Origin of the sequence: Streptomyces parvulus (genome assembly GCF_014648855.1) — a bacterium.
GTDB classification, from domain to species: domain Bacteria; phylum Actinomycetota; class Actinomycetes; order Streptomycetales; family Streptomycetaceae; genus Streptomyces; species Streptomyces parvulus.
The window spans coordinates 53,353-77,473 of sequence record NZ_BMRX01000021.1; the positions used below are offsets into that span (position 1 = coordinate 53,353).

General features: G+C 73.0%; 28 protein-coding genes. 18 read left to right on the top strand and 10 right to left on the bottom strand.

The features are described 5' to 3' along the window. Positions 1-15: 15 nt before the first annotated feature. Both IE108_RS32085 and IE108_RS32090 read right to left on the bottom strand, forming a co-directional pair. On the bottom strand, positions 16-279 hold the full coding sequence (locus IE108_RS32085; RefSeq protein ID WP_064728605.1) for a hypothetical protein: 264 nt from the start codon (positions 277-279) through the stop codon (positions 16-18). Next, positions 276-626 (bottom strand): DUF6247 family protein, encoded by a 351-nt coding sequence (locus IE108_RS32090; protein WP_229852576.1) that lies wholly within the window; start codon positions 624-626, stop codon positions 276-278. Before IE108_RS32090 ends, IE108_RS32085 begins: the two co-directional genes overlap by 4 nt. A gap of 122 nt (positions 627-748) precedes the next feature. Between IE108_RS32090 and IE108_RS32095 the strand changes: the two genes are divergently transcribed. Then, positions 749-1,186, top strand: coding sequence for a Fur family transcriptional regulator (locus IE108_RS32095; RefSeq protein WP_064731839.1), 438 nt, complete (start codon positions 749-751; stop codon positions 1,184-1,186). A gap of 9 nt (positions 1,187-1,195) precedes the next feature. Then, positions 1,196-2,161, top strand: coding sequence for a CAF17-like 4Fe-4S cluster assembly/insertion protein YgfZ (gene ygfZ, locus IE108_RS32100; RefSeq protein WP_064728604.1), 966 nt, complete (start codon positions 1,196-1,198; stop codon positions 2,159-2,161). Between the two features lie 24 nt (positions 2,162-2,185). Here the strand turns inward: ygfZ and dtd are convergent, their stop codons facing one another. Beyond that, positions 2,186-2,611 (bottom strand): D-aminoacyl-tRNA deacylase, encoded by a 426-nt coding sequence (gene dtd, locus IE108_RS32105; protein ID WP_161347200.1) that lies wholly within the window; start codon positions 2,609-2,611, stop codon positions 2,186-2,188. Positions 2,612-2,778: 167 nt separating this feature from the next. Here dtd and IE108_RS32110 point away from each other — a divergent pair, with 167 nt between their 5' ends. The 3 genes from IE108_RS32110 to IE108_RS32120 all read left to right on the top strand — a co-directional run bounded on the left by IE108_RS32110 (position 2,779) and on the right by IE108_RS32120 (position 5,871). Then, positions 2,779-3,399: an RsiG family protein gene (locus IE108_RS32110; protein WP_064728602.1), complete on the top strand. Its 621-nt coding sequence runs from the start codon at positions 2,779-2,781 to the stop codon at positions 3,397-3,399. Positions 3,400-3,489: 90 nt separating this feature from the next. Then, positions 3,490-4,521 carry an asparaginase gene (locus IE108_RS32115; RefSeq protein ID WP_064728601.1) on the top strand — a complete coding sequence of 344 codons (1,032 nt, stop codon included), beginning with the start codon at positions 3,490-3,492 and terminating at the stop codon, positions 4,519-4,521. Between the two features lie 93 nt (positions 4,522-4,614). Beyond that, positions 4,615-5,871 carry a GNAT family N-acetyltransferase gene (locus IE108_RS32120; protein ID WP_064728600.1) on the top strand — a complete coding sequence of 419 codons (1,257 nt, stop codon included), beginning with the start codon at positions 4,615-4,617 and terminating at the stop codon, positions 5,869-5,871. A gap of 188 nt (positions 5,872-6,059) precedes the next feature. Here the strand turns inward: IE108_RS32120 and IE108_RS32125 are convergent, their stop codons facing one another. Further along, complete coding sequence (locus IE108_RS32125) at positions 6,060-6,245, bottom strand: hypothetical protein (protein WP_003974784.1); 186 nt, start codon at positions 6,243-6,245, stop codon at positions 6,060-6,062. Between the two features lie 154 nt (positions 6,246-6,399). Between IE108_RS32125 and IE108_RS32130 the strand changes: the two genes are divergently transcribed. Beyond that, positions 6,400-7,314, top strand: a complete 915-nt coding sequence (locus IE108_RS32130) for a GntR family transcriptional regulator (protein ID WP_079163562.1) — start codon at positions 6,400-6,402, stop codon at positions 7,312-7,314. A gap of 10 nt (positions 7,315-7,324) precedes the next feature. On the opposite strand, the gene IE108_RS32135 is transcribed toward IE108_RS32130, so the two are convergent. After that, on the bottom strand, positions 7,325-7,513 hold the full coding sequence (locus IE108_RS32135; RefSeq protein ID WP_064728598.1) for a hypothetical protein: 189 nt from the start codon (positions 7,511-7,513) through the stop codon (positions 7,325-7,327). A gap of 170 nt (positions 7,514-7,683) precedes the next feature. On the opposite strand from IE108_RS32135, the gene IE108_RS32140 reads away from it, so the two are divergent. The 5 genes from IE108_RS32140 (at position 7,684) to IE108_RS32160 (ending at position 13,596) form a co-directional block, all read left to right on the top strand. Continuing rightward, positions 7,684-8,559, top strand: a complete 876-nt coding sequence (locus IE108_RS32140) for a winged helix-turn-helix domain-containing protein (protein ID WP_107420207.1) — start codon at positions 7,684-7,686, stop codon at positions 8,557-8,559. Next, positions 8,559-9,287 carry an HAD family hydrolase gene (locus tag IE108_RS32145; RefSeq protein ID WP_226487269.1) on the top strand — a complete coding sequence of 243 codons (729 nt, stop codon included), beginning with the start codon at positions 8,559-8,561 and terminating at the stop codon, positions 9,285-9,287. The genes IE108_RS32140 and IE108_RS32145 overlap by 1 nt, the downstream gene beginning before the upstream one ends. A 414-nt stretch (positions 9,288-9,701) precedes the next feature. Beyond that, positions 9,702-10,814, top strand: coding sequence for an aminoglycoside phosphotransferase family protein (locus tag IE108_RS32150; RefSeq protein WP_064731836.1), 1,113 nt, complete (start codon positions 9,702-9,704; stop codon positions 10,812-10,814). A 50-nt stretch (positions 10,815-10,864) separates the two neighbouring features. Next, positions 10,865-11,482, top strand: coding sequence for a TetR family transcriptional regulator (locus IE108_RS32155; RefSeq protein ID WP_064728597.1), 618 nt, complete (start codon positions 10,865-10,867; stop codon positions 11,480-11,482). A gap of 41 nt (positions 11,483-11,523) precedes the next feature. Beyond that, positions 11,524-13,596: a HelD family protein gene (locus IE108_RS32160; protein WP_064728596.1), complete on the top strand. Its 2,073-nt coding sequence runs from the start codon at positions 11,524-11,526 to the stop codon at positions 13,594-13,596. 101 nt (positions 13,597-13,697) lie between these two features. Here IE108_RS32160 and IE108_RS32165 read toward each other — a convergent pair whose 3' ends face one another. Continuing rightward, positions 13,698-14,585: an NAD(P)-dependent oxidoreductase gene (locus tag IE108_RS32165; protein ID WP_064728595.1), complete on the bottom strand. Its 888-nt coding sequence runs from the start codon at positions 14,583-14,585 to the stop codon at positions 13,698-13,700. Between the two features lie 183 nt (positions 14,586-14,768). Between IE108_RS32165 and IE108_RS32170 the strand changes: the two genes are divergently transcribed. The 3 genes from IE108_RS32170 (at position 14,769) to IE108_RS32180 (ending at position 16,284) form a co-directional block, all read left to right on the top strand. Then, positions 14,769-15,188: a helix-turn-helix domain-containing protein gene (locus IE108_RS32170; protein ID WP_064728594.1), complete on the top strand. Its 420-nt coding sequence runs from the start codon at positions 14,769-14,771 to the stop codon at positions 15,186-15,188. A gap of 25 nt (positions 15,189-15,213) precedes the next feature. Next, a complete protein-coding gene (locus IE108_RS32175; protein ID WP_064728593.1) occupies positions 15,214-15,816 on the top strand; it encodes a hypothetical protein in 603 nt (200 codons plus the stop codon). A 132-nt stretch (positions 15,817-15,948) separates the two neighbouring features. Further along, positions 15,949-16,284, top strand: coding sequence for a DUF2516 family protein (locus IE108_RS32180; protein ID WP_079163831.1), 336 nt, complete (start codon positions 15,949-15,951; stop codon positions 16,282-16,284). 24 nt (positions 16,285-16,308) lie between these two features. Here IE108_RS32180 and IE108_RS32185 read toward each other — a convergent pair whose 3' ends face one another. The 3 genes from IE108_RS32185 to IE108_RS32195 form a co-directional block, all read right to left on the bottom strand. Continuing rightward, entirely contained in the window at positions 16,309-17,730 is a 1,422-nt protein-coding gene (locus tag IE108_RS32185; RefSeq protein WP_064728592.1) for a PP2C family protein-serine/threonine phosphatase, read from the bottom strand. A 269-nt stretch (positions 17,731-17,999) separates the two neighbouring features. After that, the gene (locus tag IE108_RS32190; RefSeq protein ID WP_107420205.1) at positions 18,000-19,121 is read right to left on the bottom strand and encodes a C40 family peptidase; all 1,122 of its coding nucleotides are present in this window, start codon (positions 19,119-19,121) and stop codon (positions 18,000-18,002) included. A gap of 131 nt (positions 19,122-19,252) precedes the next feature. Continuing rightward, a complete protein-coding gene (locus IE108_RS32195; protein WP_064731833.1) occupies positions 19,253-20,038 on the bottom strand; it encodes a class I SAM-dependent methyltransferase in 786 nt (261 codons plus the stop codon). Between the two features lie 149 nt (positions 20,039-20,187). On the opposite strand from IE108_RS32195, the gene IE108_RS32200 reads away from it, so the two are divergent. The 3 genes from IE108_RS32200 (at position 20,188) to IE108_RS32210 (ending at position 22,778) form a co-directional block, all read left to right on the top strand. Further along, entirely contained in the window at positions 20,188-20,709 is a 522-nt protein-coding gene (locus IE108_RS32200; RefSeq protein ID WP_229852579.1) for a TetR/AcrR family transcriptional regulator, read from the top strand. 199 nt (positions 20,710-20,908) lie between these two features. Continuing rightward, positions 20,909-22,282, top strand: a complete 1,374-nt coding sequence (mshA, locus tag IE108_RS32205; RefSeq protein WP_064731831.1) for a D-inositol-3-phosphate glycosyltransferase — start codon at positions 20,909-20,911, stop codon at positions 22,280-22,282. Then, complete coding sequence (locus IE108_RS32210) at positions 22,275-22,778, top strand: type III secretion system chaperone family protein (protein ID WP_064728591.1); 504 nt, start codon at positions 22,275-22,277, stop codon at positions 22,776-22,778. The genes mshA and IE108_RS32210 overlap by 8 nt, the downstream gene beginning before the upstream one ends. Before the next feature lie 7 nt (positions 22,779-22,785). On the opposite strand, the gene IE108_RS32215 is transcribed toward IE108_RS32210, so the two are convergent. Then, positions 22,786-23,598, bottom strand: coding sequence for an AraC family transcriptional regulator (locus IE108_RS32215; RefSeq protein ID WP_064728590.1), 813 nt, complete (start codon positions 23,596-23,598; stop codon positions 22,786-22,788). 49 nt (positions 23,599-23,647) lie between these two features. On the opposite strand from IE108_RS32215, the gene IE108_RS32220 reads away from it, so the two are divergent. Beyond that, positions 23,648-24,091: a DUF2000 domain-containing protein gene (locus tag IE108_RS32220; RefSeq protein WP_064728589.1), complete on the top strand. Its 444-nt coding sequence runs from the start codon at positions 23,648-23,650 to the stop codon at positions 24,089-24,091. Positions 24,092-24,121: the final 30 nt, after the last annotated feature.

A 24,121-nucleotide genomic window follows, 5' to 3' on the forward strand; every position in this document is an offset into this window, starting at 1 on the left:
CGCCGGGCGGTCTGTTCATCCGTGCCAGACGATGGTGCAGACGTAGACGCACTCGTGCCGGGGCACCGCGAGGAACTGGATGAAGCCGCGTCCGCCGAAGATGGGGAAGTTCCGTAACCCGCCGGGCTTCCCCTCCGGTCGGCTGCCCGCGCCCTCGGCGTCCCGCCCGAGGGCGGCGATCTCGGTGGCGATGCGCTCCACCTCGGCCACGACGCCGACGGGCAGTCCGGCGGTGAGGTACTCCTCGCTCGGGTTGTAGTCCCACTTCCAGTCGCTCACAGGCCCGCCTCCGCCTCCGCCGCGGCGTGGATCGCCCGAATCTCGGCCATGGCCTGCGTCGGATCCTCCGTTCCGGCGCCCACCACCTCTTCCAGGTGTCGCAGACGCGCGGCCAGGGGCGGCCGGCGCTGGATCGCCACGAACACTCCCCAGGTGTGGACGAACGTGCGCAGTGGTGCGAGGGACTGGTTCTGCTGTGCGCTGGTGGTCGCCTCGACGAGGTCCTGAACGAAGGCGGGCACCCGGCTCGGCGTCAGCTTCTCGACCGCGGCGCGCAGTGCCTCGGGTGTGAGGGCGGGCATGGGGATGAGCGGCTCGGTGAGCGGTTCCGGGCGGTGTGCGGTCACGGGAGAGTCCTCCGGATCAAGGGCCGGTGCTGGTGTCGACGGTACCGACCGCGGACGAGAGCCGGGGACGCTTCCCCGGACGGCCTCTCCCGGGGCGGCCCGCCGGGCCTAGACTCATGGGTGTGGTGAGCACCGACTGGAAGAGCGATCTCAGACAGCGCGGCTACCGGCTGACCCCGCAGCGTCAGCTGGTGCTCGAAGCCGTCGACACCCTCGAACACGCGACACCCGACGACATCCTCGGCCAGGTGCGGAAGACGGCGTCGGGCGTCAACATCTCCACCGTCTACCGGACGCTGGAGCTGCTGGAGGAGCTGGGGCTGGTCAGCCACGCCCACCTCGGGCACGGCGCGCCGACCTACCACCTGGCCGACCGCCACCATCACCTCCACCTGGTCTGCCGGGACTGCACCGAGGTGATCGAGGCCGACGTCTCGGTGGCGGCCGACTTCACTGCCAAGCTCCGCGAGGAGTTCGGCTTCGACACCGACATGAAGCACTTCGCGATCTTCGGGCGGTGCCGGGACTGCTCCCTGAAGGGTTCAACTACCGAGTCGTAGGCTAGGCGTATGAAGAGCCCCCTGCTGTCCCTGCCCGGCGCCGTCCCCGCCGAGGGTGTGGACGAAGGCGTCGCCGCCCACTACGGCGACCTGTTCCGCGAGCAGCGTGCCCTCGCCGACGGCACCGGCTTCGTCGACCTGTCCCACCGCGGTGTCGTCACCGTCACGGGCGACGACCGGCTGGCCTGGCTGCACCTGCTGCTCACCCAGCACGTCAGCGACCTGCCGGCCGGCGAGGCCACCGAGGCGCTGATCCTCTCCGCGAACGGCCACATCGAGCATGCCCTGTACCTCGTCGACGACGGCACCACCACGTGGGCCCACGTGGAGCCCGGCAGCCAGGAGGCGCTGATCGCCTACCTGGAGTCGATGAAGTTCTTCTACCGGGTCGAGGTCGCCGACCGCACCGCCGACACCGCGGTCGTGCACCTGCCCGCGGGGTCCATCACCGAGGTCCCCGAGGGCGCCGCCGTCCGCGAGACGCCGTACGGCCGTGACCTCTTCCTGCCGCGGGAGCGGCTGGAGGCGTTCGCCGACGGCGCCGGTCCCGCGGCCGGGATCCTCGCCCACGAGGCGCTGCGGGTCGAGCAGCACCGGCCCCGGCTCGGTTTCGAGACCGACCACCGGACCATCCCGCACGAGCTGGGCTGGATCGGCACGGCCGTGCACCTCCAGAAGGGCTGCTACCGGGGCCAGGAGACCGTCGCCCGGGTGCAGAACCTCGGCAAGCCGCCGCGCCGCCTGGTCTTCCTGCACCTGGACGGCAGCGAGGTGCACCTGCCGCCGGCCGGCGCGGAGATCCGGCTCGCGGACGACGGCCCCGAGGGCCGGAAGATCGGCTTCGTCACCACGTCCGTACGCCACCACGAGCTGGGCCCCGTCGCCCTCGCCCTGGTCAAGCGGAACATCCCGGTGGACGCGCGGCTGACCGCCGAGGACACGGCCGCCGCCCAGGAGACGGTCGTGGAACCCTGAGCCTGGAACCCCGAGCCCCGGCGCTCAGACCTCCAGCAGGACGGTGAACGGGCCGTCGTTCGTCAGGCTCACCCGCATCTGCGCGCCGAACCGGCCCGTCGCCACCGTCGCGCCCAGCGCGCGCAGCGCCGCCACGACCTCGTCGACCAGCGGCTCGGCGACGTCGCCGGGCGCGGCCGCGTTCCAGGTGGGGCGCCGGCCCTTGCGGGCGTCGCCGTACAGGGTGAACTGGCTGATCACCAGGAGCGGTGCGCCGAGGTCGCTGCACGACTTCTCGTCGGGCAGGATCCGCACCGACCAGAGCTTGCGGGCCAGCTGCGCCGCCTTCTCCTTCGTGTCCTCGTGGGTCACACCGACCAGGACGCACAGCCCCGTGCCGTCGATCGACCCCACGGTCTCGCCGTCCACGACGACGCTCGCGCCGTCCACCCTCTGCACCACTGCACGCATCCCGCCATGATGCCGTGCGCCCCCGGGGAAGCCGCGGGTGGGACCGTAGGACGATTTTTTCGCCATCTACCCCCCATCTGGGGCCGATCGGGGGCACTCGGTCACATAGCGACCACAGAGGATGGCACCATGCTCTCCCAGACGCCGGTCGAGGGACGGTAGGGCAGATGAGCACTTCGAGTACGGGACGGTCGCTCGGGACCGTCGCGTTCACATGTCCGGGTGGTCTGGAGGCCCCCCGGCCCCCCGTGCAGCGCACGGACAGTCCGGCGCTCCCGGCCGGACCCCCGGAGCACGACCTGACCGCACTGAGCCTGCCCGAGCTGCGCACCCTGCGCCGGGACGCCCAGCGCGAGGAGGCGGACCTCAGCTACGTGCGCCGCCTGCTCCAGGGGCGTATCGACATCCTGCGCGCGGAGCTGGCGGGGCGCGGGCCGGCGGCCGTGGTGACCACCGCGGCGACCGGGTCGGTGGTCGAGCGGCTCTCGGAGATCCTGGCCGACGCCCCGGCGCGGCAGCGCTCCTCCGCCCGGCACGTGACGCTCGGCACACCGCGGAGCGAAGCGTGCAGGCGGCTGGCGGCGGAGATGCTGGGCGAGGTGGAGCTCTCGGACCTGACGGCCCGCACCGACACCGAGCTGACCGACGGAATGGGCCGGCTCGTCCGCTACGAGCAGCAGGTCTCCCGCGACCGGCAGCGCCTCCAGCGCACGGCGGACGGCTGCAGCACGGAGATCGCACGCCGGTACCGTGAAGGGGAAGCACAAGTCGACGACCTGCTCGTGTGACACGGGAGGCGGCCTTCAGCGCCGCCCTCCGGGGTCCGGTGATCCCGGGCCGTCGCGGCGGCGGGTCACCCGTCCGGAAGGCCACCGCCGATGCCCGCGCCCCAGCCGTCGCAACCGTCCCAGCCGCCCCGGCAGCCGTCGGGGGCGGAGCAGCCCGCCCCGGCCTCCGCGCTCTCGCCGGTCGCGCCGCCCGTCCTCGCCGAGGTCGTCCGGTCCGGCTTCGTCGAGGGGCGGCACCGGGGCAGCCTGGTCGTCCTGGGCGCCGACGGGGCCGTGCAGCTGGCGCTGGGCGACGTGACGGCGCCGGTCTTCCCGCGCTCCGCCAACAAGCCGATGCAGGCGGCGGGCGTGCTGCGGGCCGGCCTCGACCTGGCGGAGGAACGGCTGGCGCTGGCCTCCGCCAGCCACTCTGGAGAACCGTTTCACCGCGATCTGGTCCGCAAGATGCTGGCCGAGTACGGCCTGGACCCGGCGCTCCTCCAGTGCCCGCCCGACCTGCCCCTGGACGCCGAGGAGCGGGACACCTACCTGGCCTCGGGCGCAGTGCCCGACCGGGTCACCATGAACTGCTCCGGCAAGCACACCGCCATGCTCGCGGTCTGCGCCCAGCGGGGCTGGCCCATGGAGACGTACCTCGACCCCGGCCACCCGCTGCAGCGGACCATCCACCGGGTGGTGGAGGAGGCGGCGGGCGAGCCGGTCGCCGCCGTCGGCACGGACGGGTGCGGGGCGCCGCTGATGGCGATCAGCCTGGTCGGGCTGGCCCGCGCCTTCCGGTCCTTCGTGGGCGCCGAGCCGGGCACGCCGCAGCGCCGGGTCGCCGACGCGATGCGGGCCCACCCCGAGTACGTCGCCGGCACCCGCCGCGCCGACACCTGGCTCATGCGCGAGGTGCCCGGCAGCCTCTCCAAGATGGGCGCCGAGGCGGTCCAGGCGCTGGCCCTGCCGGACGGCCGCGCCCTCGCCTTCAAGGTCGAGGACGGCGCCGTCCGGGCCCTGGGGCCGGTGCTGGCCCGCGCGCTGACGCTGATGGGGGTGGAGGGACCGGTCGTGGACCGCGTCGGCCGCGCGCCGCTGCTGGGCGGCGGGCACGAGGTGGGGGAGATCCGGGCGGCCTTCTGAGGGCCGCCGGGTGACCGCGCCCGCGTCCGGGCCTCGCCCGAGCACCGGGAAATCCGCGCGACGCGGGCGAGCGGGCCGACCTACGGTGGGATCATGACCCGCCCTGCCGACATCGACGTGCGTCCCGTCACCGAGGCCGACTTCCCCGACTGGAACCGGGCCCTGAACACCGGTTTCCTCATGCCGCCCGCGGTGGCCCGGGCGCAGCTGGACGCCCGTCGGGAGCAGTTCGTGCCGGGCCGCACCCTCGGTGCCTTCGACGGGAAGCGCTGCGTGGCGACCTTCCGGTCCTTCGACCAGGAGATCACCGCGGTCGGGGGCGCCCTCGTCCCCGCCGACGCCGTGTCCAACGTGACGGTCACCCCGACCCACCGGCGCCGCGGCCTGCTGACCCGCATGATGGCGCAGGACCTCGCGGCGGCGAAGGAGCGCGGGGACGTCGTGTCCACGCTGATCGCGGCCGAGTACCCGATCTACGGCCGGTACGGCTACGGCCCCGCCACCACGATGACCGAGTGGACGGTCGACGTGCCCCGGGCGGGACTGGACCCGCGCGCCAGGATCCCGGCCGACGGCGGGCGGATCGACCTGGTGGACGGCGAGGACGTGCGGGATCTCGGTCCCGGGCTGCACGAGCGGGTGCGGCGGTCCCAGCCGGGCGCGGTCAGCCGCCCCGAGCTGTGGTGGCGGGCGCGGACCGGCGTCGTCAGCACCAACGGCACCCCGTGGACCGAGCCCTTCTACGCCGTGTACCGCTCGGCGGACGGTGAGGTCGAGGGCATGGTCTCGTACCGGGCGGACGACCACTGGGGCGACGCCAAGCAGCCGCTGGAGACGGCGACCGTGGAGTGGCTGCTGGCCGCGACGCCCGCCGCCGAGCGGGCGCTGTGGCACTTCCTGTGCTCGATCGACTGGATCACCACGGTCAAGAGCGGCTGGCGGTCCCCCGACGACCTGCTCCCGCACCTCCTGCCGGACCCGCGCGCGGCCCGCGTCGTCACACAGGCGGACTGGCTGTGGGTGCGGATCCTGGACGTCGTACGGGCGCTGGAGGCGCGGACGTACGAGGGGCGGGGTTCCGTGGTGCTGGAGGTCGGGGACCGGGCCGGGCTGACCGGCGGGCGGTGGCGGCTGGAGGCCGGGCCGGACGGGGCGTCCTGTACGGCGACCACCGGGAGCGCCGATCTCGCGCTCGACGTGGGCGAGCTGGGGACGCTGTGGCTGGGCGACGAGTCGGCGGTGCGGCTGGCGGCGCTCGGCCGGGTGCGGGAAGAACGAGCGGGCGCCGCCCGTGTGGTCGACGCCCTGCTGCGTACGTCCAGGCGGCCTTGGTGCCCGGACATGTTCTGAGAGTGCTCCCTTCCGCCGGTGACGGTGGTCGTGCGCATCCGTAGCGCGTGCTCTTCGGTGCTGCTCTTCAGTTGTGGTTGTGGTTGTTGTTCGGGTGGGGCGGTGGTGCGGTGGTGCGGTGGTGCCTACTGACCGTCCGGGCTCCCGGCTCCCCTCCGGAAGGGGGCCCGGACAGCAGTAAGTCGGTATCAGCCGGACTGGGCGAGCAGCATCACGAGGATCACCGCGCCCACACCGCCGATCATGGTGTTCTTCGCCTTGATGCCGATGGACAGCGCGACGAACGCGATGATGCCCATGGGCCCGTACTTCCACTGCACGAGCTGCTCGAAGCCGATGGCCAGAGCGGCGACGACGATGGCGATGAGCGGCATGGTGTACCCCCTGTTCACCGTGGTGGCCAACCCCCGTAAGGTCTGACCACGTTGCTCAAGTTGGCTGCCAACTTCACTGTACTTATCTCCGCTTGGGCACGGCTCATAACCACCTTTCCGCGAACTGCCCAAAGATGGCGAGAAGTTGTAGTGTTTGGTCGTGGAGCGGGAACATGCCCCCGTCAATGGGCGGAAGAGACCGCGGCCGCCACAGCCGACGCACCGCGAGGTGGCCGACGAACTGCGGTCCCGGATCAGGTCCGGCCGGCTGCGGCCGGGCCAGCGCATGCCCACCCAGGCGCAGTTGGCCGATGAGTTCGGGGTGGAGCGCGGCACCGTGCGCCAGGCCCTGCGCATCCTCCAGTCGGAACGTCTGCTCACCAATGTGTCCAAGGGGAGCCCCGCGACCGTCGCCCCCGACCTCCACGGCGCCATGGCCGGGCCGTCGGCGCCGCCGATGCCCACCACCGTCGCCCTCGCTGGCCGCATCGCCGAGGCCTTCGCCGCCCCGCACGTGGAGATCGACGCCCTGTGCCTGACCTCCGTGTCCCTGACCCTCGCCATCGGCGAACCGCTGCGCCAGATCCACGCGGGGCGACTGAAACCGGCCAAGGTCGACGTCCGCGTCCTGCTGCCGAGCCGCCACATCGACCTGGCCTTCCCGGTGCCGGTGGGCGGCGGGGGCGAGGCCGGGGACGCGGTGCACGAGCGGTGGCTGGCCATGCGCAACGCCCAGGGCCAGGTGCTCCAGCACAACCTGCTGAGCCTGAGGGCCACGCACGGCGTCGACGTGCGCGTCTCCTTCCGGGCGCTGCCGTTCACGCCGCCGGTGAAGCTCTACCTGCTCAACGGCTCGGAGGCCCTCTTCGCGTACTACACGCTGAGCCGGCGCGAGCAGGAGATCGGCCACGAGCAACTGGAGATGTACGACGCGGAGGGCGTCCGCTCGACGCTGTTCGGCTTCGACCAGCGCGGGGGTCTGCGCGACGGCGCGTTCGTGAAGCAGTCGCGGCTGTGGTTCGACGCGCTGTGGGGGACGATCAGCTCGGAGCTGCTGCTCACGAGCTGACCGCCCCCGGTCAGAGCGCGGGCCCCGCGACCAGGAGGGCCAGCAGGACCGCGCCGGCGGAGCTGACGGAGGGGCTCTTGGCCTTGATGCCGATGGTGAGCATGAGCAGGCCGATGACCCCGGTGGCGCCGTACTTCCACTGGACGAGCTGTTCGAAGGCGATGACGAAGATCGTGGAGACCAGAGCGAGGACGGGCATGATGTTTCTCCCCCCTTCGGGAAGTCCGGCAAGTCCGGCGAGTTCTGGAAGATAAACTTCCGCCAACTGGGCTAAGTTGGTAACCAACTCTGTCTATGTTGTCCCCACTTGGCTGCTATCTATAAACAAGTTTCAAACAACTCCCTGTAGGTAGGCCAAAGTTGTAGCGTTTGGTCGTGACTCAGGAGAACGTGTCCGTGAACGGCAGCAGAAGGCTCTCGGCCCAGGAGATCGCCGACGTCCTGCGGGAACGGATCCGCGGGGGTGACCTCAAGGCGGGCGACCGCCTGCCCACACAGGCCGAGTTGGCCGACGAGTTCGGGGTGGAGCGCGGCACCGTCCGCCAGGCCCTGCGCGCGCTCCAGGAAGACGGTCTCCTCACCAACGTCAGCAAGGGCAGCCCGCCGCGCATCGCCGAGCCCGCCACCTCGCGGGGCGAGCCGCAGCCGACGATGGTCTCGCTCGGACCGCGGCTGGCGGCGGCGTTCGCGGCACCGCGCGTGCGGGTCGACGTCGTGTGCCACACCTCGGAGACCCTGATGCTGGCCCTGAGCGAGCCGCTGCGCCTGATCCACGAGGGCCGCATCCGCCCCGAGGCCATCGACTTCCGCGTCCTGATGCCCTCGCGCGACATCAACCTGGCCTTCCCGGTCCTGGTGGAGGGCGAGGAGGACGACCCGGTCCACCAGCGCTGGCTCCAGATGCGCAACGCCCAGGCCCGGGTGCTCCAGCACAATCTGCACGCCGTGCGCTCCACCCACCGGATCGACGTGCACATCGCCTTCCGGGCGCTGCCGTTCACCCCGCCGATGAAGCTGTACCTGCTGGGCGGCGAGGAGGCGCTCTTCGGCTACTACATGCTGACCCGCCGCGAGGAGGAGTACGAGAGCCGCACGCTGGAGATGTACGACGCGCTCGGCTCCCAGTCGCTGCTCTTCTCCTTCCTGAAGCGGGCGGGTCACCGGGACGCCGTGTTCGTGGAGGAATCACAGAAGTGGTTCGACGCCCTCTGGGAAACCATCACCACGGACATGACACTCTCCTAGTGACTCCTGAAACGGAACAGACGGATCAGACGGGCCTGCGGGACCTGATCGGGGGCGTCCGCCTCGTCCTGTGGGACTTCGACGGCCCCGTCTGCAGGCTGTTCGCGGGCTACTCCGCCGACCGGGTGGCGGGCGAACTGGTGGACTGGCTCTCGCGGCTCGGCCTCAAGGACCTGCTGACCGAGGAGGAGCGGGTCCATCCCGACCCGCACGTCCTTTTGGGCGCGGTGGACCGCCGGCGCCACGACAGCGACCTGGTCGCCGACTTCGAGGAGCGGCTCACCCGGGAGGAACTGCGCGCCGTACCCACCGCATGGCCGACGGCGTACGCGGACCCGCTGATCCGCACCTGGTCGGCACTGGGCGTCGGCCTCGCGGTCACGACCAACAACTCGCCCCGCGTGGTCTCCGAGTACCTCGCGACCCGCGGCCTGCTGGACTGCTTCGCCCCCCACATCTACGGCCGCACCCGCGACCTCCACCTGCTCAAACCCGACCCCTACTGCCTCAACCGCGCCCTCAACGCCCGGGGAATGGCCCCCGGCCAGGCCCTGATGGTCGGCGACACGGCCTCCGACCTGACGGCGGCACGGGCGGCGGGCGTGCCGTTCCTGGGGTACGCGCGCAACGAGGAGAAGGCGAAGATCCTGCGGCAGGCGGGGGCGGAGACGGTGGTGCACTCGCTGGAGCCGGTCCTCAACCTCCTGTGGGAGCGGCAGGTCCGCTGAGAACCGGTCTCACGCCAACGGCAGACCACATCGGAACGGGCGCCCACTCCGGTACGCCGCACTGACCCCTCAATTCACCCCGCTGATGGACCCCGAGGTCTCGATCCGCGACTTTCTCGAACGACGAGGAGGCATCTCCGAAGAGTTCGCACACAAGTCCGTCGAAGTCGAACAGAACAGCTCGTACGGGGCGGAGCATGGCGCGGATTGCATCCGTACCGTCGATCGCTTTCCCCGCAGGTCTCCCAAGGTTTCACCGGCCGTCGGGCGCCTCGTTTCGGGCGGGCGTCCATTCGCCCGGGCCAGGGAGGGAGGTGTCCGAGGGACGGGTTCTCCACCCGTGGTCGAGCGCGATGGAGTACCGTGCATCCCTCTTACCCCATTGGCGCCATCGGGATGGGTAGAACGCGCGAAATGGCACCTCAATTGCTCTCGCCCGCCAGGCAGCGAGCCGAAGCGATGAATGACGGCTCGTCCCTGGTCAAGGGCCCGCTCAAGGGGTACCACCACGAGACGTATGTCCTGTCGCCGCCGGGTGGCACGAGACGGGTCAAGCTGCGGGAGCCGCGCGCGACGAGCCTGTGGTTCGACCGCAGGTGCTTCCAGTCGGAGGAAGAGCTGCTCCGTGGCTTGCGGGGCCGCATCGACCGGATCCCCGAGGTGGTCGATGTCGAGGGGATGGGGCTGCAGGCGTTCATCGAGGGCCGGACCCTCGGCGACCACCGTCGAGGGGGCCGGCCGGTGCCCGACTCCGCGTTCGAGCAAATCGTGGACGTATTCCGGCAAATGGTGCCGATCACCGCCGAAACGCTGCACGTGGAGCGGCGCTGCTCGCGCGAGGACGCGCCGGAGGACGGGGACACCGAAGCATTCCTCAAGCGCTTGGTCGTCTTCGTCGAGGACCAGGTCTATGCCGCCAACCGGCAGGAGTTCGGAAGTCTCTTCGCGGAACTCGGAGTACGGGACGAGGCGCTCGTGCATCTGGAGAAGAATGTCGCGGGACTCAGTGAGAGGCCGTTCTGCCTCCTCCACGGTGATCTGCACCGCGAGAACTTCATCATCGACCCGCAAGGCGACCTCTGGACCATCGACTGGGAATTGGCGATGGTGGGAGACCCGCTCTACGACCTTGCCACTCACCTGTACCTGATGCGCTATCCGGCCTACCAGGAAGAACGCCTGATCGGGAAATGGTGCGACGTGGTGGAGCGGATCCGGTCCGGTAGTTCTCACGCGTGGGAGAACGACTTGCGGCTCATCACCGGATTCAAGAAGGGGCAGTCCGTCTTCACGGACACGGTCCGCGCCGCCAAGGCTCTCCGCGACGAGACGGGTTTCCGCTGGGCCGCCCTCCCGCGGGTGGCGGCGAAACTCCACGGCGTCCTGGCGGCCGCTGCCGGCCCACTGGGTCTGGAGGACGTGCCGAGCCGTCGAGAGGTGGCTGCCGCGCTGGTCCGCTGGCACCGTGAGTCGTCCGGAACCCGCCCCGGCGAAACCTGCTCCACCAGGGGCTGGCGCCCTCAGTGACCAGACAGGGCGGGCGGGGGCTCGGTGTCGTCGGTGCGTAGGCTCGGCCCATGAACGCCCCCGGTCTGCGTGAGCGCAAGAAGCAGCGGATGTTCCGGACGCTGTCGGACGTCGCGATCGGACTCTTCCTGGAGAAGGGGTTCGACGCGGTGTCCGTCGCGGAGGTGGCCGCCGCGGCCGAGGTGTCCAAGCCGACGCTCTTCCGGTACTTCCCGGCCAAGGAGGACCTCGTCCTGCACCGCATCGCCGACCACGAGGACGAGGCGGCGCGGGTGGCGGGGGCGGCGGGGGAGGGCGCGGATCCGGTGGGCGCGCTGCGGGCGCACTTCCTGGCGGGGCTCGAGCGGTGCGACCCGGTGACGGGGCTCAACGACCATCCGGCCGTCCTGGACTTCCACCGGCTGCTCTACGGCACGCCCGCCCTCGTCGCCCGCATGCACACCCACCTCGAACGCTCCGAGGCCGCCCTCGCCCGGGCCCTCGGCGGCGACCTGGAGGCCAGGCTGGCCGCCGGTCAGATCATCGCCGTGCAGCGGATCCTCGCGCTGGAGAACTGGCGGCGGATCGCGGCCGGTGAGCGGGTGGAGGACGTGCGGCCGGACGCGGTGGTGGCGGCGGAGCGGGCGTTCGCGGGGCTGGCGGCCGGGCTGGGTTCCGCTACTCGGTAAAAGAGTTTACTCGGTTGCATTTTTCGCCTACGGTGGTGGGAATGACCGCGACCGAACCCGCCCTCCAGCGCGCCCTCGATCTCGAACGCGCCCACCACGAGCACTGCCGGCAGGCCTTCGCCGCCATGGTCGACGGGGCCCAGGAGCACGTCGTCACCGGAGAGGACGTCTCCGCCTCGGGGGCGGACGCCGAAGTGCTGGGGTACCGGCTGCGCAGCCGGGCCAAGGAGTTGCGCGAGCTGCCCGAGGGACCGCTGTTCTTCGGACGGCTGGACTTCGCCGAAGCCGAAGCCGAAGCCGAAGCCGAAGCCGAGGCCGACGCGGACGTGCGCGTACTGCACCTCGGGCGGCTGCGGATCAGCGAGCAGCCCGCCGCACCGCCCCTCGTCGTCGACTGGCGCGCCCCCGTCTCCCGCGCCTTCTACCAGGCCACCGCGGGCGACCCGCGCGGCGTCGCCGTCCGCCGCCGCTTCGGCTGGGCGCCCGGCAGTCGCGGGGACTCGGCCGACCTCACCGGGCTGGAGGACGAGCACCTGGCCCGGGGAGAGTCCCGCGCGAGCGCCATCGTCGCCCGGGAGATCGAACGGCCCCGCGTCGGGCCCATGCGGGACATCGCCGCCACCATCCAGCCCGAGCAGGACGACCTCGTCCGGGCGGGCCTCGCCGACACCGTCTGCGTGCAGGGCGCCCCCGGCACCGGGAAGACCGCCGTCGGCCTGCACCGGGCCGCGTACCTGGTCTACACCCACCCGCAGCGCATCCGGCGCGGCGGCATGCTCATCCTCGGCCCCAACCCCACCTTCCTCTCCTACATCGCCGAGGTGCTCCCGGCCCTCGGCGAGACCGGCGTCCGGCAGTCCACGGTGGCGCGGGAGATCGCCCGGCACCCGGTGACCGGCACCGACGGCGAACGGGCCGCCGCCGTCAAGCACGACGCCCGGACGGCCGAGGTGCTGCGCAGGGCCCTGTACGCGCGCGTGGCGCCCGGCGCGGCCGGCGACCTCGCGGTGCCGGACGGCTCCTACCGGTGGCGCGTGCCGGCCGAGGCGCTGGCCCGGATCGTCGCCGAGGTGCGCGAGCAGGACACGCCGTACACCGTGGGGCGCGAGCGGGTCAGAGCCCGGATCGTCCGGTACGTCCAGGAGCGGGCCGAACGGCGCGCCGGGCCCCGGACGCCCGCCTGGGTCCGCCGGCTCGAACGCGCCCGGCCGGTCGGCGCGTACCTCGACGCGGTGTGGCCCCGGGTGCGCCCGGAGGAGGTCGTCGCGGGACTGCTCGGCGACCCCGGCGCGCTGGACCGGGCCGCCGACGGGTTGCTGGACGAGGACGAGCGGCGGGCACTGGTCTGGCCGGCGGGGGCGCCGCGGTCGTGGCGTTCGGCCCGCTGGTCCGCCGCCGACCTGGTGCTCCTGGACGAGGTGGCGGGCCTCCTCGACCACCCCGAGGGCTACGGCCACATCGTCGTCGACGAGGCCCAGGACCTCTCCCCGATGGAGTGCCGGGCCGTCGCCCGCCGCTGCGCCTTCGGCTCGCTCACCGTCCTGGGCGACCTCGCGCAGGGGACCACGCCGTGGGCCGCGCGGTCCTGGCCCGCGACCCTCGCCCACCTGGGCCGGCCGGACGCGCCCGTGACGCCGCTGACCACCGGGTTCCGGGTGCCCCGCGAGATCGTGGGCCTCGCCAACCGGCTGCTGGCGCGACTGGACGTGGACGTGCCGCCGGCCCGTTCGCTGCGCGGTGACGGTGAGCTGACGCTGCGTGAGACGGCGCCCGGCGCGGTGCCGGAGGCCGTGGCGGACGCCGTACGGCGGGCGCTCGCCCGGGAGGGCTCGGTCGGGGTCGTCGCCGCCGGGCCGGACGTGCCCGCGCTGCGCCGGGCGCTCGACGCGGCGGGCATCGCGGCGGCCGGACCCCAGGAGCCGGGCGCCCGGGTGGCCCTGGTGCCTGCGGACCTGGTCAAGGGGCTGGAGTACGACCACGTCGTCGCCGTCGAACCGGCGGCCATCGTGGCGGCGGAGGGCCCTCGGGGACGCGGCCTGCACCGGCTGTACGTGGTGCTCACCCGGGCGGTCTCCCGGCTGGACGTGGTGCACGCCCGGGGCCTGCCGTTCTGACCGGCGCCCCACGCGGACCGGCGCCCCGCGCGGACCCCCGCCGCTCCGACAGCGCGCGGCGCGGAGACCGGCGCCCCGCGGGCCCCGCCGCCGCGGGACGGTCAGCGCCCGCCCAGCATCTCCGCGACCCGCGTGAACCCGTCCGCGCCGTGGCCCCCTTCCACCGCGCGGCGGGCCGTGGCCTCGGCGGCCCGCATCAGGCCGGCGTCGATGCCGTGCGCGTCGGAGAGCTGGACGACGTGTTCCATGGTGGACAGTGCCGAGGTCAGCGGGTTGCCCTCGCCGGGGAAGGTCCCGGCCTCCAGGTCCCGCGCGCTCTCGGCGAACAGCGGCGGCAGGATCGCGCCGATGCCCTGGGCGAAGGGCAGCAGTTCGCTCGCGCGGACGCCCTCGGCGCCGGCCAGCGCGAGGGCGTGCGCGTAGCCGGACATGGCCGTCCAGAAGATGTCCAGCAGCGCGATGTCGAAGGCCGCGGCCCGGCCCAGGTCCGCGCCGAGGTGGGTGTGGGTGCCGCCCAGCGCCTCCAGTACGGGCCGGTGCTCCTCGTAGAGGTCCGCCGGTCCGCTGTGCAGGAAGACCGCGTCGGGCGTGCCGATGGTGGGGGTCGGCGTCATGATCGCGCCGTCCAGGTACCGGATGCCCTGCCGCTCGGCCCAGGTGGCCGTGTCCCGGGCGCGTCCCGGCGTGTCGGCGCTCAGGTTGACGAGTGTGCGGCCGCGGAGGGCGGCGGTGACGGCGTCCTGGCGCAGTACCGCGTCCGAGGCGTCGTAGTTCACCACGCAGACGAGGGTCAGCGGCGAGGCGGCGACCGCCTCCGCGGCCGACGACGCCGGCAGCGCGCCCGCGGCGACCGCTTCGGCGTCGCGGCCCGGGGTGCGGTTCCAGACGGTGGTGCGCAGCCCGGCACCGAGGAGGGCGGCGGCCAGCGCACGTCCCATGGGGCCGAGTCCGAGGACGGTGACGGCCGAGCGGCCGGTCTGTGCGGACATGGGGGAACTCCATCTGCTGGGAGGGGATTCGGCGGTCGGTCGGGCACCCGGCCTCCAGCCTCGGCGGCTCGGTCCGCGCTGCCAAGTACGCACAAAAAGGTGCGTGTCCCCGGCCGTATGGCGTGGCGCACTATTGCAAGCAGCTTGCTTGCAATAGTTAGCAGGCTGGTGCATGGTGGGGTCATGGCCTCGCTCAACGTCGGCAACCTCGGTGAGTACCTGCGCGAGCAGCGGCGCAACGCGCAGCTGTCGCTGCGGCAGCTCGCCGACGCCGCGGGCGTGTCCAACCCGTACCTGAGCCAGATCGAGCGCGGGCTGCGCAAGCCGAGCGCGGAGGTGCTCCAGCAGGTCGCCAAGGCGCTGCGGATCTCCGCCGAGACGCTGTACGTCCGCGCGGGCATCCTCGACGCCGAGCGGGACCGGGACGACGTGGAGACGCGCGCGGTGATCCTCGCCGACCCCTCGTTGAACGAAGGGCAGAAGCAGGTACTGCTCCAGGTCTACGAGTCGTTCCGCAGGGAGAACGGCTTCGGGGCCGACACGGACGACGGCGCCCCCGGCATACCGGGCCCGCCCGTGAAAGCACCACAAAACCCTCAGTAATACGTCATTCCGGAGGACCAGCACCATGGCCATCACCGACGACCTGCGCAAGACCCTCAGCGACCCCACCCCGCTCTACTTCGCCGCGGGCACCGCCGACCTCGCCTTCCAGCAGGCCAAGAAGGTGCCGGTGCTGGTGGAGCAGCTGCGCACCGAGGCCCCGGCGCGCATCGACGCCGTGCGCAACACCGACCCGAAGACCGTCCAGGAGCGGGCGACGGCCCGGGTCAAGGAGACCCAGGGGACCCTCCAGGCCAAGGCCAACGAGCTGTTCGGCAACCTCGACGCCGACTTCAAGAAGCTCGGCGAGAGCGCCCAGGACCTGGCGCTGCGCTCGGTCGGCGTGGCCGCCGAGTACGCCGTCAAGGCCCGGGAGACCTACGAGAAGGTCGCCGAGCGCGGCGAGCACGCCGTGCGCACCTGGCGCGGCCAGGCCGCCGACGGCATCGAGGACATCGCCGAAGAGGTGGAGGAGCTGGCCGTCGCCGTCGAGCCGGCCAAGCCCAAGCCCGCCGAGCCCGTCCGGGTCACGGACGACAAGGCCGCCGCGAAGAAGACCCCGGCGCCGCGCAAGGCACCGGCGAAGAAGGCCCCCGCCGCGAAGAAGTCCACCCCGCCGGCCAAGTAGGCGAGGAAGCGGTCACACCGGAGCGGGCCGGGCACCCTTGGGGCGTCCGGCCCGTTCTACGGGTACGGTGACCGCCTGCGGGTACGGTGACCGCGTAATGACGACCCGATTCTGGTGGTGGACGTTGTGCTGATGCAGGGATTCTCGGACTTCATGTCGCTGCTGAGCATCGCCCTGATCCTTTTCAGCGGCTTCGCTTTGATCGATGCCGCCACGCGCCGCGAGGACGCCTACCGCGCGGCCGACAAGAAGACCAAGCCCTTCTGGCTGATCATCCTCGGGCTCGCCTTCGTGGTGAACCTGATCTTCAACATCCTGTCGTTCCTGCCGATCATCGGCCTCATCGCGACCATCGTGTACATGGTCGACGTGCGGCCCGCGCTGCGCGGACTGCCGGGCGGCGGCCGCAGCACCCGCCGCGGCTCCAGCAGCGACGGCCCCTACGGCCCGTACAACGGCGGCCGCTGACGGGGACCCCCGCGCGGCCCGCGGTCACCGGGACCGGGCGGCCTCCGCCGTCCGGTCCAGCAGGACCACCGCCACGTCGTCGGCCAGCTCGCCGCCGTTCAGCTCGCGGACCTCGTTGACCGTCGCCCGCAGCAACTGCTCGCCCTGGAGGCCCGCGGCGAGCTGGCGGCGGACCATCTCCACCATGCCGTCCTGGCCCAGCCGCTCCCGGCCCCCGCCGACGTGGCCCTCGATCAGGCCGTCGGTGTAGAGCATCAGGCTCCACTCGGCACCCAGGTCCACCTGCATCCGGGGCCAGCGGGCACCCGGCAGCAGGCCCAGCGCCGGGCCGTTGTTGTCGTACGGCAGCAGCCGCGCCGGCCTGCCCGGAGCGGCGACCAGCGGGGACGGGTGCCCGGCGAGGCACAGCCCGGCCCGGCGGCCGTCCGGGGAGATGTCCACCGCGCACAGCGTCGCGAAGATCTCGTCGTCGGCCCGCTCGTGCTCCAGAACCTGCTGGAGGGTGCCCAGCAGCTCGTCGCCGCAGAGCCCCGCCAGCGTCAGCGCCCGCCACGCGATGCGCAGCTCCACGCCGAGCGCCGCCTCGTCCGGGCCGTGCCCGCAGACATCGCCGATCATGGCGTGCACGGTGCCGTCCGGGGTGCGCACGACGTCGTAGAAGTCACCGCCGAGCAGCGCCCGGGAACGGCCGGGGCGGTAGCGGGCGGCGAAGCGCAGCGAGGAGCCCGCGAGCAGCGGGGTCGGCAGCAGGCCGCGCTCGAGACGCCGGTTCTCCTGCGCCCGCAGCCGGCCCTCGGCCAGGCGCCGCTCGGCCGAGTCGGACCGCTTGCGCTCCACGGCGTACCGGATGGCGCGGCTCAGCAGGCGGCCGTCCAGCTCGTCGCGGAACAGGTAGTCCTGCGCGCCGACCGCCACGGCCTCCGCGCCGCGCTCGGCGTCGCTGGACGAGGTGAGCGCGAGCACGGCGTGCCGGGGCGCCAGCTCCAGCACGTGCCGGAGCACCGCCAGCTCGTCGTGGCCGTCGCCGTCCCCGTCGCCGTCGGTGTCCGTGGTCGGGCGGGCCGGGGCGGGGGCCGAGAGGGCGAGGTCCAGCAGGATGCAGTGGACGTCGTCGGTCAGCAGCCGCTCGGCCTCGGTGAGGTTGCGGGCGGTGCGGACGCGGATCGGCTTGCCGGTCTGGTCGATCAGGTCGGGCACCAGCGGCGAGCCCGCCGGATCGTCCTCGATCAGCAGCAGCGTCAGGTTCGTGGGGATGGTGCTCCCACGTCGGCCCGCGGGCCTGTCGTGTGCGTCCGTGGTGTTCTCTCGCCGGGTGGTGGGGTTGTCGGCCGGGTGGGTCCCGGGCGCGGCCTGTTCCTTGGAAGGGCCGCTGTCCGGAGACGCGGCGGGCGCCTGACCGCACTCCACGGCCGGGATCGCCCTCTGCCGCGGTACGGGTACGGGCATCGTCTTGGTTTCCTTCCCTCCCCCCGAGGGCATGGCGGGGCGAGGGACCTCGACCCACCGACGGGGACCATAACGGGTGACGGCGCCGCTGCGGAATGGGCCGGCGCACGCCGGTCCGCCATCGGCCACTGTCATATGCCGCGTTATCGGCCGCAGTTGGACACCTCGCCCCCCGACCGGGGATGACGAACGTCACGCGGACGGCGCGCGGGGCGTGGAGTGGGTCACGTGGCCCGCTTCACGCCCCGGCGCTCGGCAGGTGGCCCGCGTCACCGTCCGGGGTCCGCCGAGTCCGGCCGGACCACGCCGAGGATCGGCATCGTGCCCGCTCCGGCGATGGTGATCAACCGCCCGGGGCGCGGGGCGTGCACGACGGAGCCGTCGCCGACGTACATGCCGACGTGGCTCGCGTCGTCGAAGTAGATGATCAGGTCGCCGGGACGCATGTCCGCGACGTCGACCCGCTTCAGCTGCCGCCACTGCTCCTGCGAGGTGCGGGGGATCGTCTGCCCGGCCGCGATCCACGCCTGGGAGGTCAGGCCGGAGCAGTCGTAGGACTTCGGGCCCTCGGCGCCCCACTGGTACGGCTTGCCGATCTGGGCGGTGGCGTACTCGACGGCCTTCCTGCCCCGCTCGGTGGCCGCGCGGTCGAGGTCCTGGAGGATGCCGGAGTCCAGCCAGGCGGTCTGGGCCTTGGCCTGGGCCTCGCGCTCCAGCCGGGCGAGGCGCTCCTTCTCCTCCTTCGCCAGCTCGGACTCCAGCTTCTCGGCCGCCGCGATCTGCTTCTCGATCTTCTTCTGGGCGGTGGCCTTGGCCTTGCGGTTCGCCTCCAGCTTGGTGAAGCGGGCCTTGGCGTCCGCCGAGTACTTCTCCAGGTCGTCCTGGGCCCGGGTCAGCTCGCCGATCAGGCCCTTGGTCGCGCGCTGGCCCTGGAGCACCCGGCCGCTGCCGTCGAGGAACTCGCCGGGGTCCTCGCTGAGCATCAGCTTGGCCTCGTCGGGCAGGCCGCCGGTGCGGTACTGGGCGCGGGCCGCGGCACCCGCGCGGTCCTTGAGCCGGTCCAGCTTCTCCCGGCCCTCGACGATCTTCTTGGCCAGCTCGACGATCTGGGCGTTCTGCTTCTCCGCCTTCTCCTCGGCGGCGTTGTACTCGTCGGTGGCCGAGGCGGCGGCGCGGTAGAGCGAGTCGAGCTTCTTGCGCACCGCCTCCAGGTCCTTTCCGCGCCCGGGGTCCGGGGCGGGTGAGGCGGAGGCGGAGGCGGAGGCGCCGGGCGGGCCGGGCGACGGCGAGGGGCCGGGGTCCGCCAACGCGGTGCCCGGTGCCGCGAGCACGGTGACCGCGCAGACCACGGTCACGGCAGCGGTCATCAAGCCATGCTTCCCCGTACGCATACCTCGCCCCCCAAGTGGTTAACCGTCAGTAACTTAGCGTTCGGGGGATCGTGCCATGCCGGCGCGGAAAGCGACAGAGGCCCCGGCAGTGTGACGAACACGGCACGGAGATCGTTCCCCGCCGGGGAAGATCAGGCGCGCGGCGCCAACGCCTGCCAGCGCACCGTCACTTCGCCCTGCCGCCAGCGCGCCGGACCGTCCGTCACCGGCCAGTCGGCCGTCAGGTCGCGCACCGCCCGCATCCAGCGCTGTCGGGCGCCGTAGGAGGCGTAGGGCGCGGCGGCGGCCCAGGCGCGGTCGAAGTCGCGCAGGAAGGCGTGGACCGGCTCGCCGGGCACGTTGCGGTGGATGAGCGCCTTGGGCAGCCGCTCGGCCAGGTCGGAGGGGCGGTCCAGGGAGCCGAGCCGGGTCGCGAGGGTGACCGTGCGCGGACCCTCGGGACCCAGCGCCACCCACACGTGCCGGCGTCCGATCTCGTCGCAGGTGCCCTCCACCAGCAGCCCTCCGCGCGAGCCCTCCGACGCCGGCGCGAGCCGCGCGCACAGGCGCCGCCAGACGTCGGCGACCTCCTCCTCGTCGTACTGGCGCAGCACGTTCGCCGCGCGGATCAGCGACGGCGCCGGGGAGACGGGCACCTCGAAGCCGCCGTGCCGGAAGACGAGCCCCGCGCGTGCGTACGGTTCGGCCGCCGCCACCCGCGCCGGGTCGATCTCGACGCCCACCACGCGCGCGTGCGGGGCGACGGTGCGCAGGCGGTGCAGCAGCTCGACGGCCGTCCAGGGGGCCGCGCCGTAACCGAGGTCGACCGCGACGGGGTCGGCGGCGCGCCGCAGTTCGGCGCCGTGCGTGGCCACGATCCAGCGGTCCATGCGGCGCAGCCGGTTCGGGTTGGTGGTCCCGCGCGTGACCGTGCCCAGGGGGCGGGGGGCGCGGGGTGGTGGCATGCGTACGAGGGTATGCGGCGGGGCGGCGGGCGTGGACCTCCGCATTTGACGGCTAACGACGTTAGCCCTAGGTTGGGGTGGAGTCACCGGCTGTGGAACGCGCACCAAGGAGGGCCGCCAGCGTGGCCGACCGTCTGTCCCCCCGGGCCCGGGAGATCGTCGCCGCCGCCCGCACCCTCCTGGAGGAGTCCGGGCCCGCCGCGCTCACCCTGCGGGCGCTCGCCGACCGCCTCGGCATCAAGGCCCCCTCCCTGTACAAGCACTTCCCGGACAAGGAGGCGGTGGAGACCGAGCTGGTCGTGCAGGCGCTCACCGGCGCGGCGGAGGCCATGGAGGCCGCCGAGGCGCGGGAGCCCGGCTCGCTGACCGGGCTGGCGCGGGCGTACCGCGCCTACGCGCTGGCCCATCCCCACCTGTACTGCCTGATGACCGAGCGGCCGCTGCCCCGCGCGTCCCTGCCGGCCGGCCTGGAGGACCGGGCCGCCGCGCCGCTGATGCGGGTCTGCGGCGGGGAGCAGGACCTGGCCCGCTCCTTCTGGGCGTTCGCGCACGGCATGGTGGTCCTGGAGATCCACGGCCGGTTCCCGGCGGACGCGGACCTGGACGCGGCCTGGACGCGGGGGGTCGGGGCGCTGGGCGCGTAGGCGGAGGGGCGGTCCACGGGTCCCGGCGAGGCCCGCGGGATCGGCACGCGCCCGGTGCTCGAACGGTTGAGCGACCAGCGGTAATGATTCGGCAAAGGTCGGGAAACCGGAAATGGAGCGGACCGATCCGGTGTTTCCGCCTCCTGGAGGGTGACGTGTGCCCTTCGATCGGCATGCCCGCAGCGAGGAGGAGTGGCTCGTGAGCCAGTACGTCAGCAGGCTCGGGCGCCGCTCACCGGCGGCTTCCCCGCGGCTCCGGCTGCTGCGCAGGCCCCGCCGGGTCGCCATGCTCTCCGTGCACACCTCACCGCTCCACCAGCCCGGCACCGGCGACGCCGGCGGCATGAACGTGTACATCGTGGAACTGGCGCAGCGCCTCGCCGCGATCAACATCGAGGTCGAGATCTTCACGCGGGCCACGGCCGGCGGACTCCCGCCGTCCGTCCAGCTCGCCCCCGGCGTCCTGGTCCGCCACGTCGACGCCGGCCCCTACGAGGGACTGGCCAAGGAGGAGCTGCCCGCGCAGCTGTGCGCCTTCACCCACGGCGTCATGCAGGCGTGGGCCGGCCACCGCCCCGGCCACTACGACCTCGTCCACTCGCACTACTGGCTCTCCGGGCACGTCGGCTGGCTCGCCGCCCAGCGCTGGGGCGCCCCCCTCGTGCACGCCATGCACACCATGGCCAAGGTCAAGAACGCCAACCTGGCCGAGGGCGACACCCCCGAGCCGGCCGCCCGCGTCATCGGCGAGACCCAGATCGTCTCCGCCTCCGACCGCCTCATCGCCAACACCGCCGAGGAGGCCGACGAACTCGTCCGCCACTACGCCGCCGACCCCGCCAAGGTCGCCGTCGTCCACCCCGGCGTGAACCTGGACCGCTTCCGACCCTTCCCCAAGGGCGCCGTCCCCGGCCCGGACCGCAGCGGCAACGCCCGCGCCGCCGCCCGCGCCCGCCTCGGCCTGCCCCAGGACGCGCTGATCCCGCTCTTCGCGGGCCGCATACAGCCCCTCAAGGCCCCCGACGTGCTGCTGCGCGCCGTCGCCGTACTCCTCGACGAACGCCCCGAGCTGCGCTCCCGCGTCGTCGTCCCGGTCGTCGGCGGCCCCAGCGGCAGCGGCCTCGCCAAGCCGGAGGGCCTGCAGAAGCTCGCCGCGCGCCTCGGCATCGCCGACGTCGTGCGCTTCCGGCCGCCCGTCGGCCAGGAGCAGCTCGCCGACTGGTTCCGTGCCGCGTCCGTGCTCGTCATGCCCTCGTACAGCGAGTCCTTCGGCCTGGTCGCCATCGAGGCCCAGGCGGCCGGCACGCCGGTGCTCGCGGCGGCGGTCGGCGGCCTGCCGGTCGCCGTGCGGGACGGGGTCACCGGGCGCCTCGTCCGGGGCCACGACCCCGCCGCGTACGCGCGCGTACTGGCCGACTTCGCCGACAACCCGGAACTGACGCCGAAGATGGGCGACGCCGCGGCCCGCCACGCCCAGTCCTTCGGCTGGGAGAGCGCCGCCGCCGCCACGGCCGACGTCTACACGGCCGCGATCCAGTCCCACCGCCGTCGCGTACGCTCGCACCATGGCTGACGCGCGCGGGACGACGGCAGAGGTGATCGAGGCGGCGCTGGGGGACGCCGAGGTCGAGTGGGACAGCCCCGAACCGGGCAACTACGTCGTCAAACTCCCCGGCATCCGCAAGCTGTCGACGACCGTGTCGCTCCTCGTGGGCCGCCACTCCCTCTCCCTCAACGCCTTCGTCGTCCGCCACCCCGACGAGAACGAACCGGCCGTCCACCGCTGGCTGCTGGAGCGCAACCTCAAGCTCTACGGCGTCGGTTACGCCGTCGACCGCCTCGGCGACATCTACGTCACCGCGAAGCTCCCGCTGGCCGCCGTCACCGCCGACGAGATCGACCGGCTCCTCGGCCAGGTCCTGGAGGCCGCGGACGGCGCCTTCAACACCCTGCTGGAGCTGGGTTTCGCGTCCGCCATCCGCAAGGAGCACGAGTGGCGCACCGCGCGCGGGGAGTCCACGCGGAACCTGGAGGCGTTCCAGCACCTGATCGAGCGCGGCGGCAAGTGACGCCCGCTCAGCGTCCTCCGCTGCCGCGGTAGCGCCCCGGCGTGACCCCCACCAGACGCTTGAAGTGCCGGGTCAGGTGGGCCTGGTCGTAGAAGCCGGTGGCGCCCGCGACGTCCGCCGGTGAGGTGCCCGCCAGCAGCAGCCGCCGTGCCCGGTCGACCCGGCGGGACATCAGGTACTGGTGCGGGGCGATGCCGTAGGCGCCGCTGAACGCCCGTACCAGGTGCGCCGGATGGGCCGGCACCAGCGCGGCCGCCTCCGCGAGGCCGATGCCCTCGACGATCCGTTCGTCCAGCAGCTCCCGCAGCCGCCTGGCGAGGGCGGGGTCCCGGCGCGCGGCGCCCGCCTCGTGCCGGGGCGCCAGATGGGACCGCAGCCGCTCGCCGACGAACGTCAGCCGGCTCTCCGCCTCCAGCTCGTCGCCGGGCCGGGCGAGCGCGGTGTGCAGCCGGCCGACCCGGCGCCGCAGCAGCGGATCGCGCAGGTCCGGGGCGTCGACCGCGGGCCCGATCAGCTCGTCGCCCAGCCGGGAGGCGTCCAGGTACAGGACCCGCTTGCGGAAGCCGTCCGGCGTCGCGGGGGAGCCGTTGTGCGGCACGTGCGGGGGCAGCAGCGACACCGTGTCGTGCGGGGTGCCGTGCTCGTGCCGGTCCAGGTCGTACCGTACGGCCCCGTCGTCGACGATCAGCAGCGTCCACGCGTCGTGCACGTGCATCGGATAGGCGTACTCGGTGTAGTGCGCGTGGAAGACCTCGACGACGCCCGGGACGCGTGGTCGCCAGGCGGACACGCTCCGCTGGTCGCTCCGCCGCCCTGCCATGCAAAAAACGTACAAGACCGCGCGGGGTGCGGGTCGGCAGTCTCACGGTATGAGCACGCACGACGCAGCCCCCGGGGCCCCTGTCCGCTTCGACACCAAGATCGCCGTCCTGCTGCGCGAGGACCTGGAGACCTGGCAGCGCCTGAACGTCACCGCCTTCCTCGTCAGCGGCCTGGGCGCGCAGTTCCCCGAGGTGGTCGGGGAGCCGTACGAGGACGCGGACGCGGTCGGCTACCTGCCGATGTTCCGCCAGCCGGTCCTGGTCTTCGAGGGCACGAAGGAGACGCTGACGAACGCCCACGCGCGCGTGCTGTCACGGGCCCTGCCCCGCGCCCTGTTCACCTCCGACCTGTTCGCCACGGGCAACGACCGCGACAACCGGGCGGCGGTACGGGCCGTCCCGACGGCGGAGCTGGACCTGGTGGGGCTCGCGGTGTACGGGCCGAGGAACGCGGTGGACAAGGTGCTGAAGGGGGCGCGGATGCATCCGTGAGTCCGCGGGTGGGGGTGCGCGGACGGGGGG

Bases quoted from the DNA above. Each gene is read 5' to 3' on its own strand.
- IE108_RS32190 (WP_107420205.1), bottom strand. From the start codon at position 19,121: ATGCGTACGGGGAAGCATGGCTTGATGACCGCTGCCGTGACCGTGGTC.
- IE108_RS32210 (WP_064728591.1), top strand. From the start codon at position 22,275: ATGGCTGACGCGCGCGGGACGACGGCAGAGGTGATCGAGGCGGCGCTG.
- IE108_RS32180 (WP_079163831.1), top strand. From the start codon at position 15,949: ATGCAGGGATTCTCGGACTTCATGTCGCTGCTGAGCATCGCCCTGATC.
- IE108_RS32215 (WP_064728590.1), bottom strand. From the start codon at position 23,598: ATGGCAGGGCGGCGGAGCGACCAGCGGAGCGTGTCCGCCTGGCGACCA.
- IE108_RS32175 (WP_064728593.1), top strand. From the start codon at position 15,214: ATGGCCATCACCGACGACCTGCGCAAGACCCTCAGCGACCCCACCCCG.
- IE108_RS32170 (WP_064728594.1), top strand. From the start codon at position 14,769: ATGGCCTCGCTCAACGTCGGCAACCTCGGTGAGTACCTGCGCGAGCAG.
- IE108_RS32120 (WP_064728600.1), top strand. From the start codon at position 4,615: ATGACCCGCCCTGCCGACATCGACGTGCGTCCCGTCACCGAGGCCGAC.
- IE108_RS32165 (WP_064728595.1), bottom strand. From the start codon at position 14,585: ATGTCCGCACAGACCGGCCGCTCGGCCGTCACCGTCCTCGGACTCGGC.
- IE108_RS32220 (WP_064728589.1), top strand. From the start codon at position 23,648: ATGAGCACGCACGACGCAGCCCCCGGGGCCCCTGTCCGCTTCGACACC.
- IE108_RS32150 (WP_064731836.1), top strand. From the start codon at position 9,702: ATGGCACCTCAATTGCTCTCGCCCGCCAGGCAGCGAGCCGAAGCGATG.
- IE108_RS32160 (WP_064728596.1), top strand. From the start codon at position 11,524: ATGACCGCGACCGAACCCGCCCTCCAGCGCGCCCTCGATCTCGAACGC.
- IE108_RS32155 (WP_064728597.1), top strand. From the start codon at position 10,865: ATGAACGCCCCCGGTCTGCGTGAGCGCAAGAAGCAGCGGATGTTCCGG.
- IE108_RS32110 (WP_064728602.1), top strand. From the start codon at position 2,779: ATGAGCACTTCGAGTACGGGACGGTCGCTCGGGACCGTCGCGTTCACA.
- dtd (WP_161347200.1), bottom strand. From the start codon at position 2,611: ATGCGTGCAGTGGTGCAGAGGGTGGACGGCGCGAGCGTCGTCGTGGAC.
- ygfZ (WP_064728604.1), top strand. From the start codon at position 1,196: ATGAAGAGCCCCCTGCTGTCCCTGCCCGGCGCCGTCCCCGCCGAGGGT.
- IE108_RS32115 (WP_064728601.1), top strand. From the start codon at position 3,490: ATGCCCGCGCCCCAGCCGTCGCAACCGTCCCAGCCGCCCCGGCAGCCG.
- IE108_RS32125 (WP_003974784.1), bottom strand. From the start codon at position 6,245: ATGCCGCTCATCGCCATCGTCGTCGCCGCTCTGGCCATCGGCTTCGAG.
- IE108_RS32135 (WP_064728598.1), bottom strand. From the start codon at position 7,513: ATGCCCGTCCTCGCTCTGGTCTCCACGATCTTCGTCATCGCCTTCGAA.
- IE108_RS32185 (WP_064728592.1), bottom strand. From the start codon at position 17,730: ATGCCCGTACCCGTACCGCGGCAGAGGGCGATCCCGGCCGTGGAGTGC.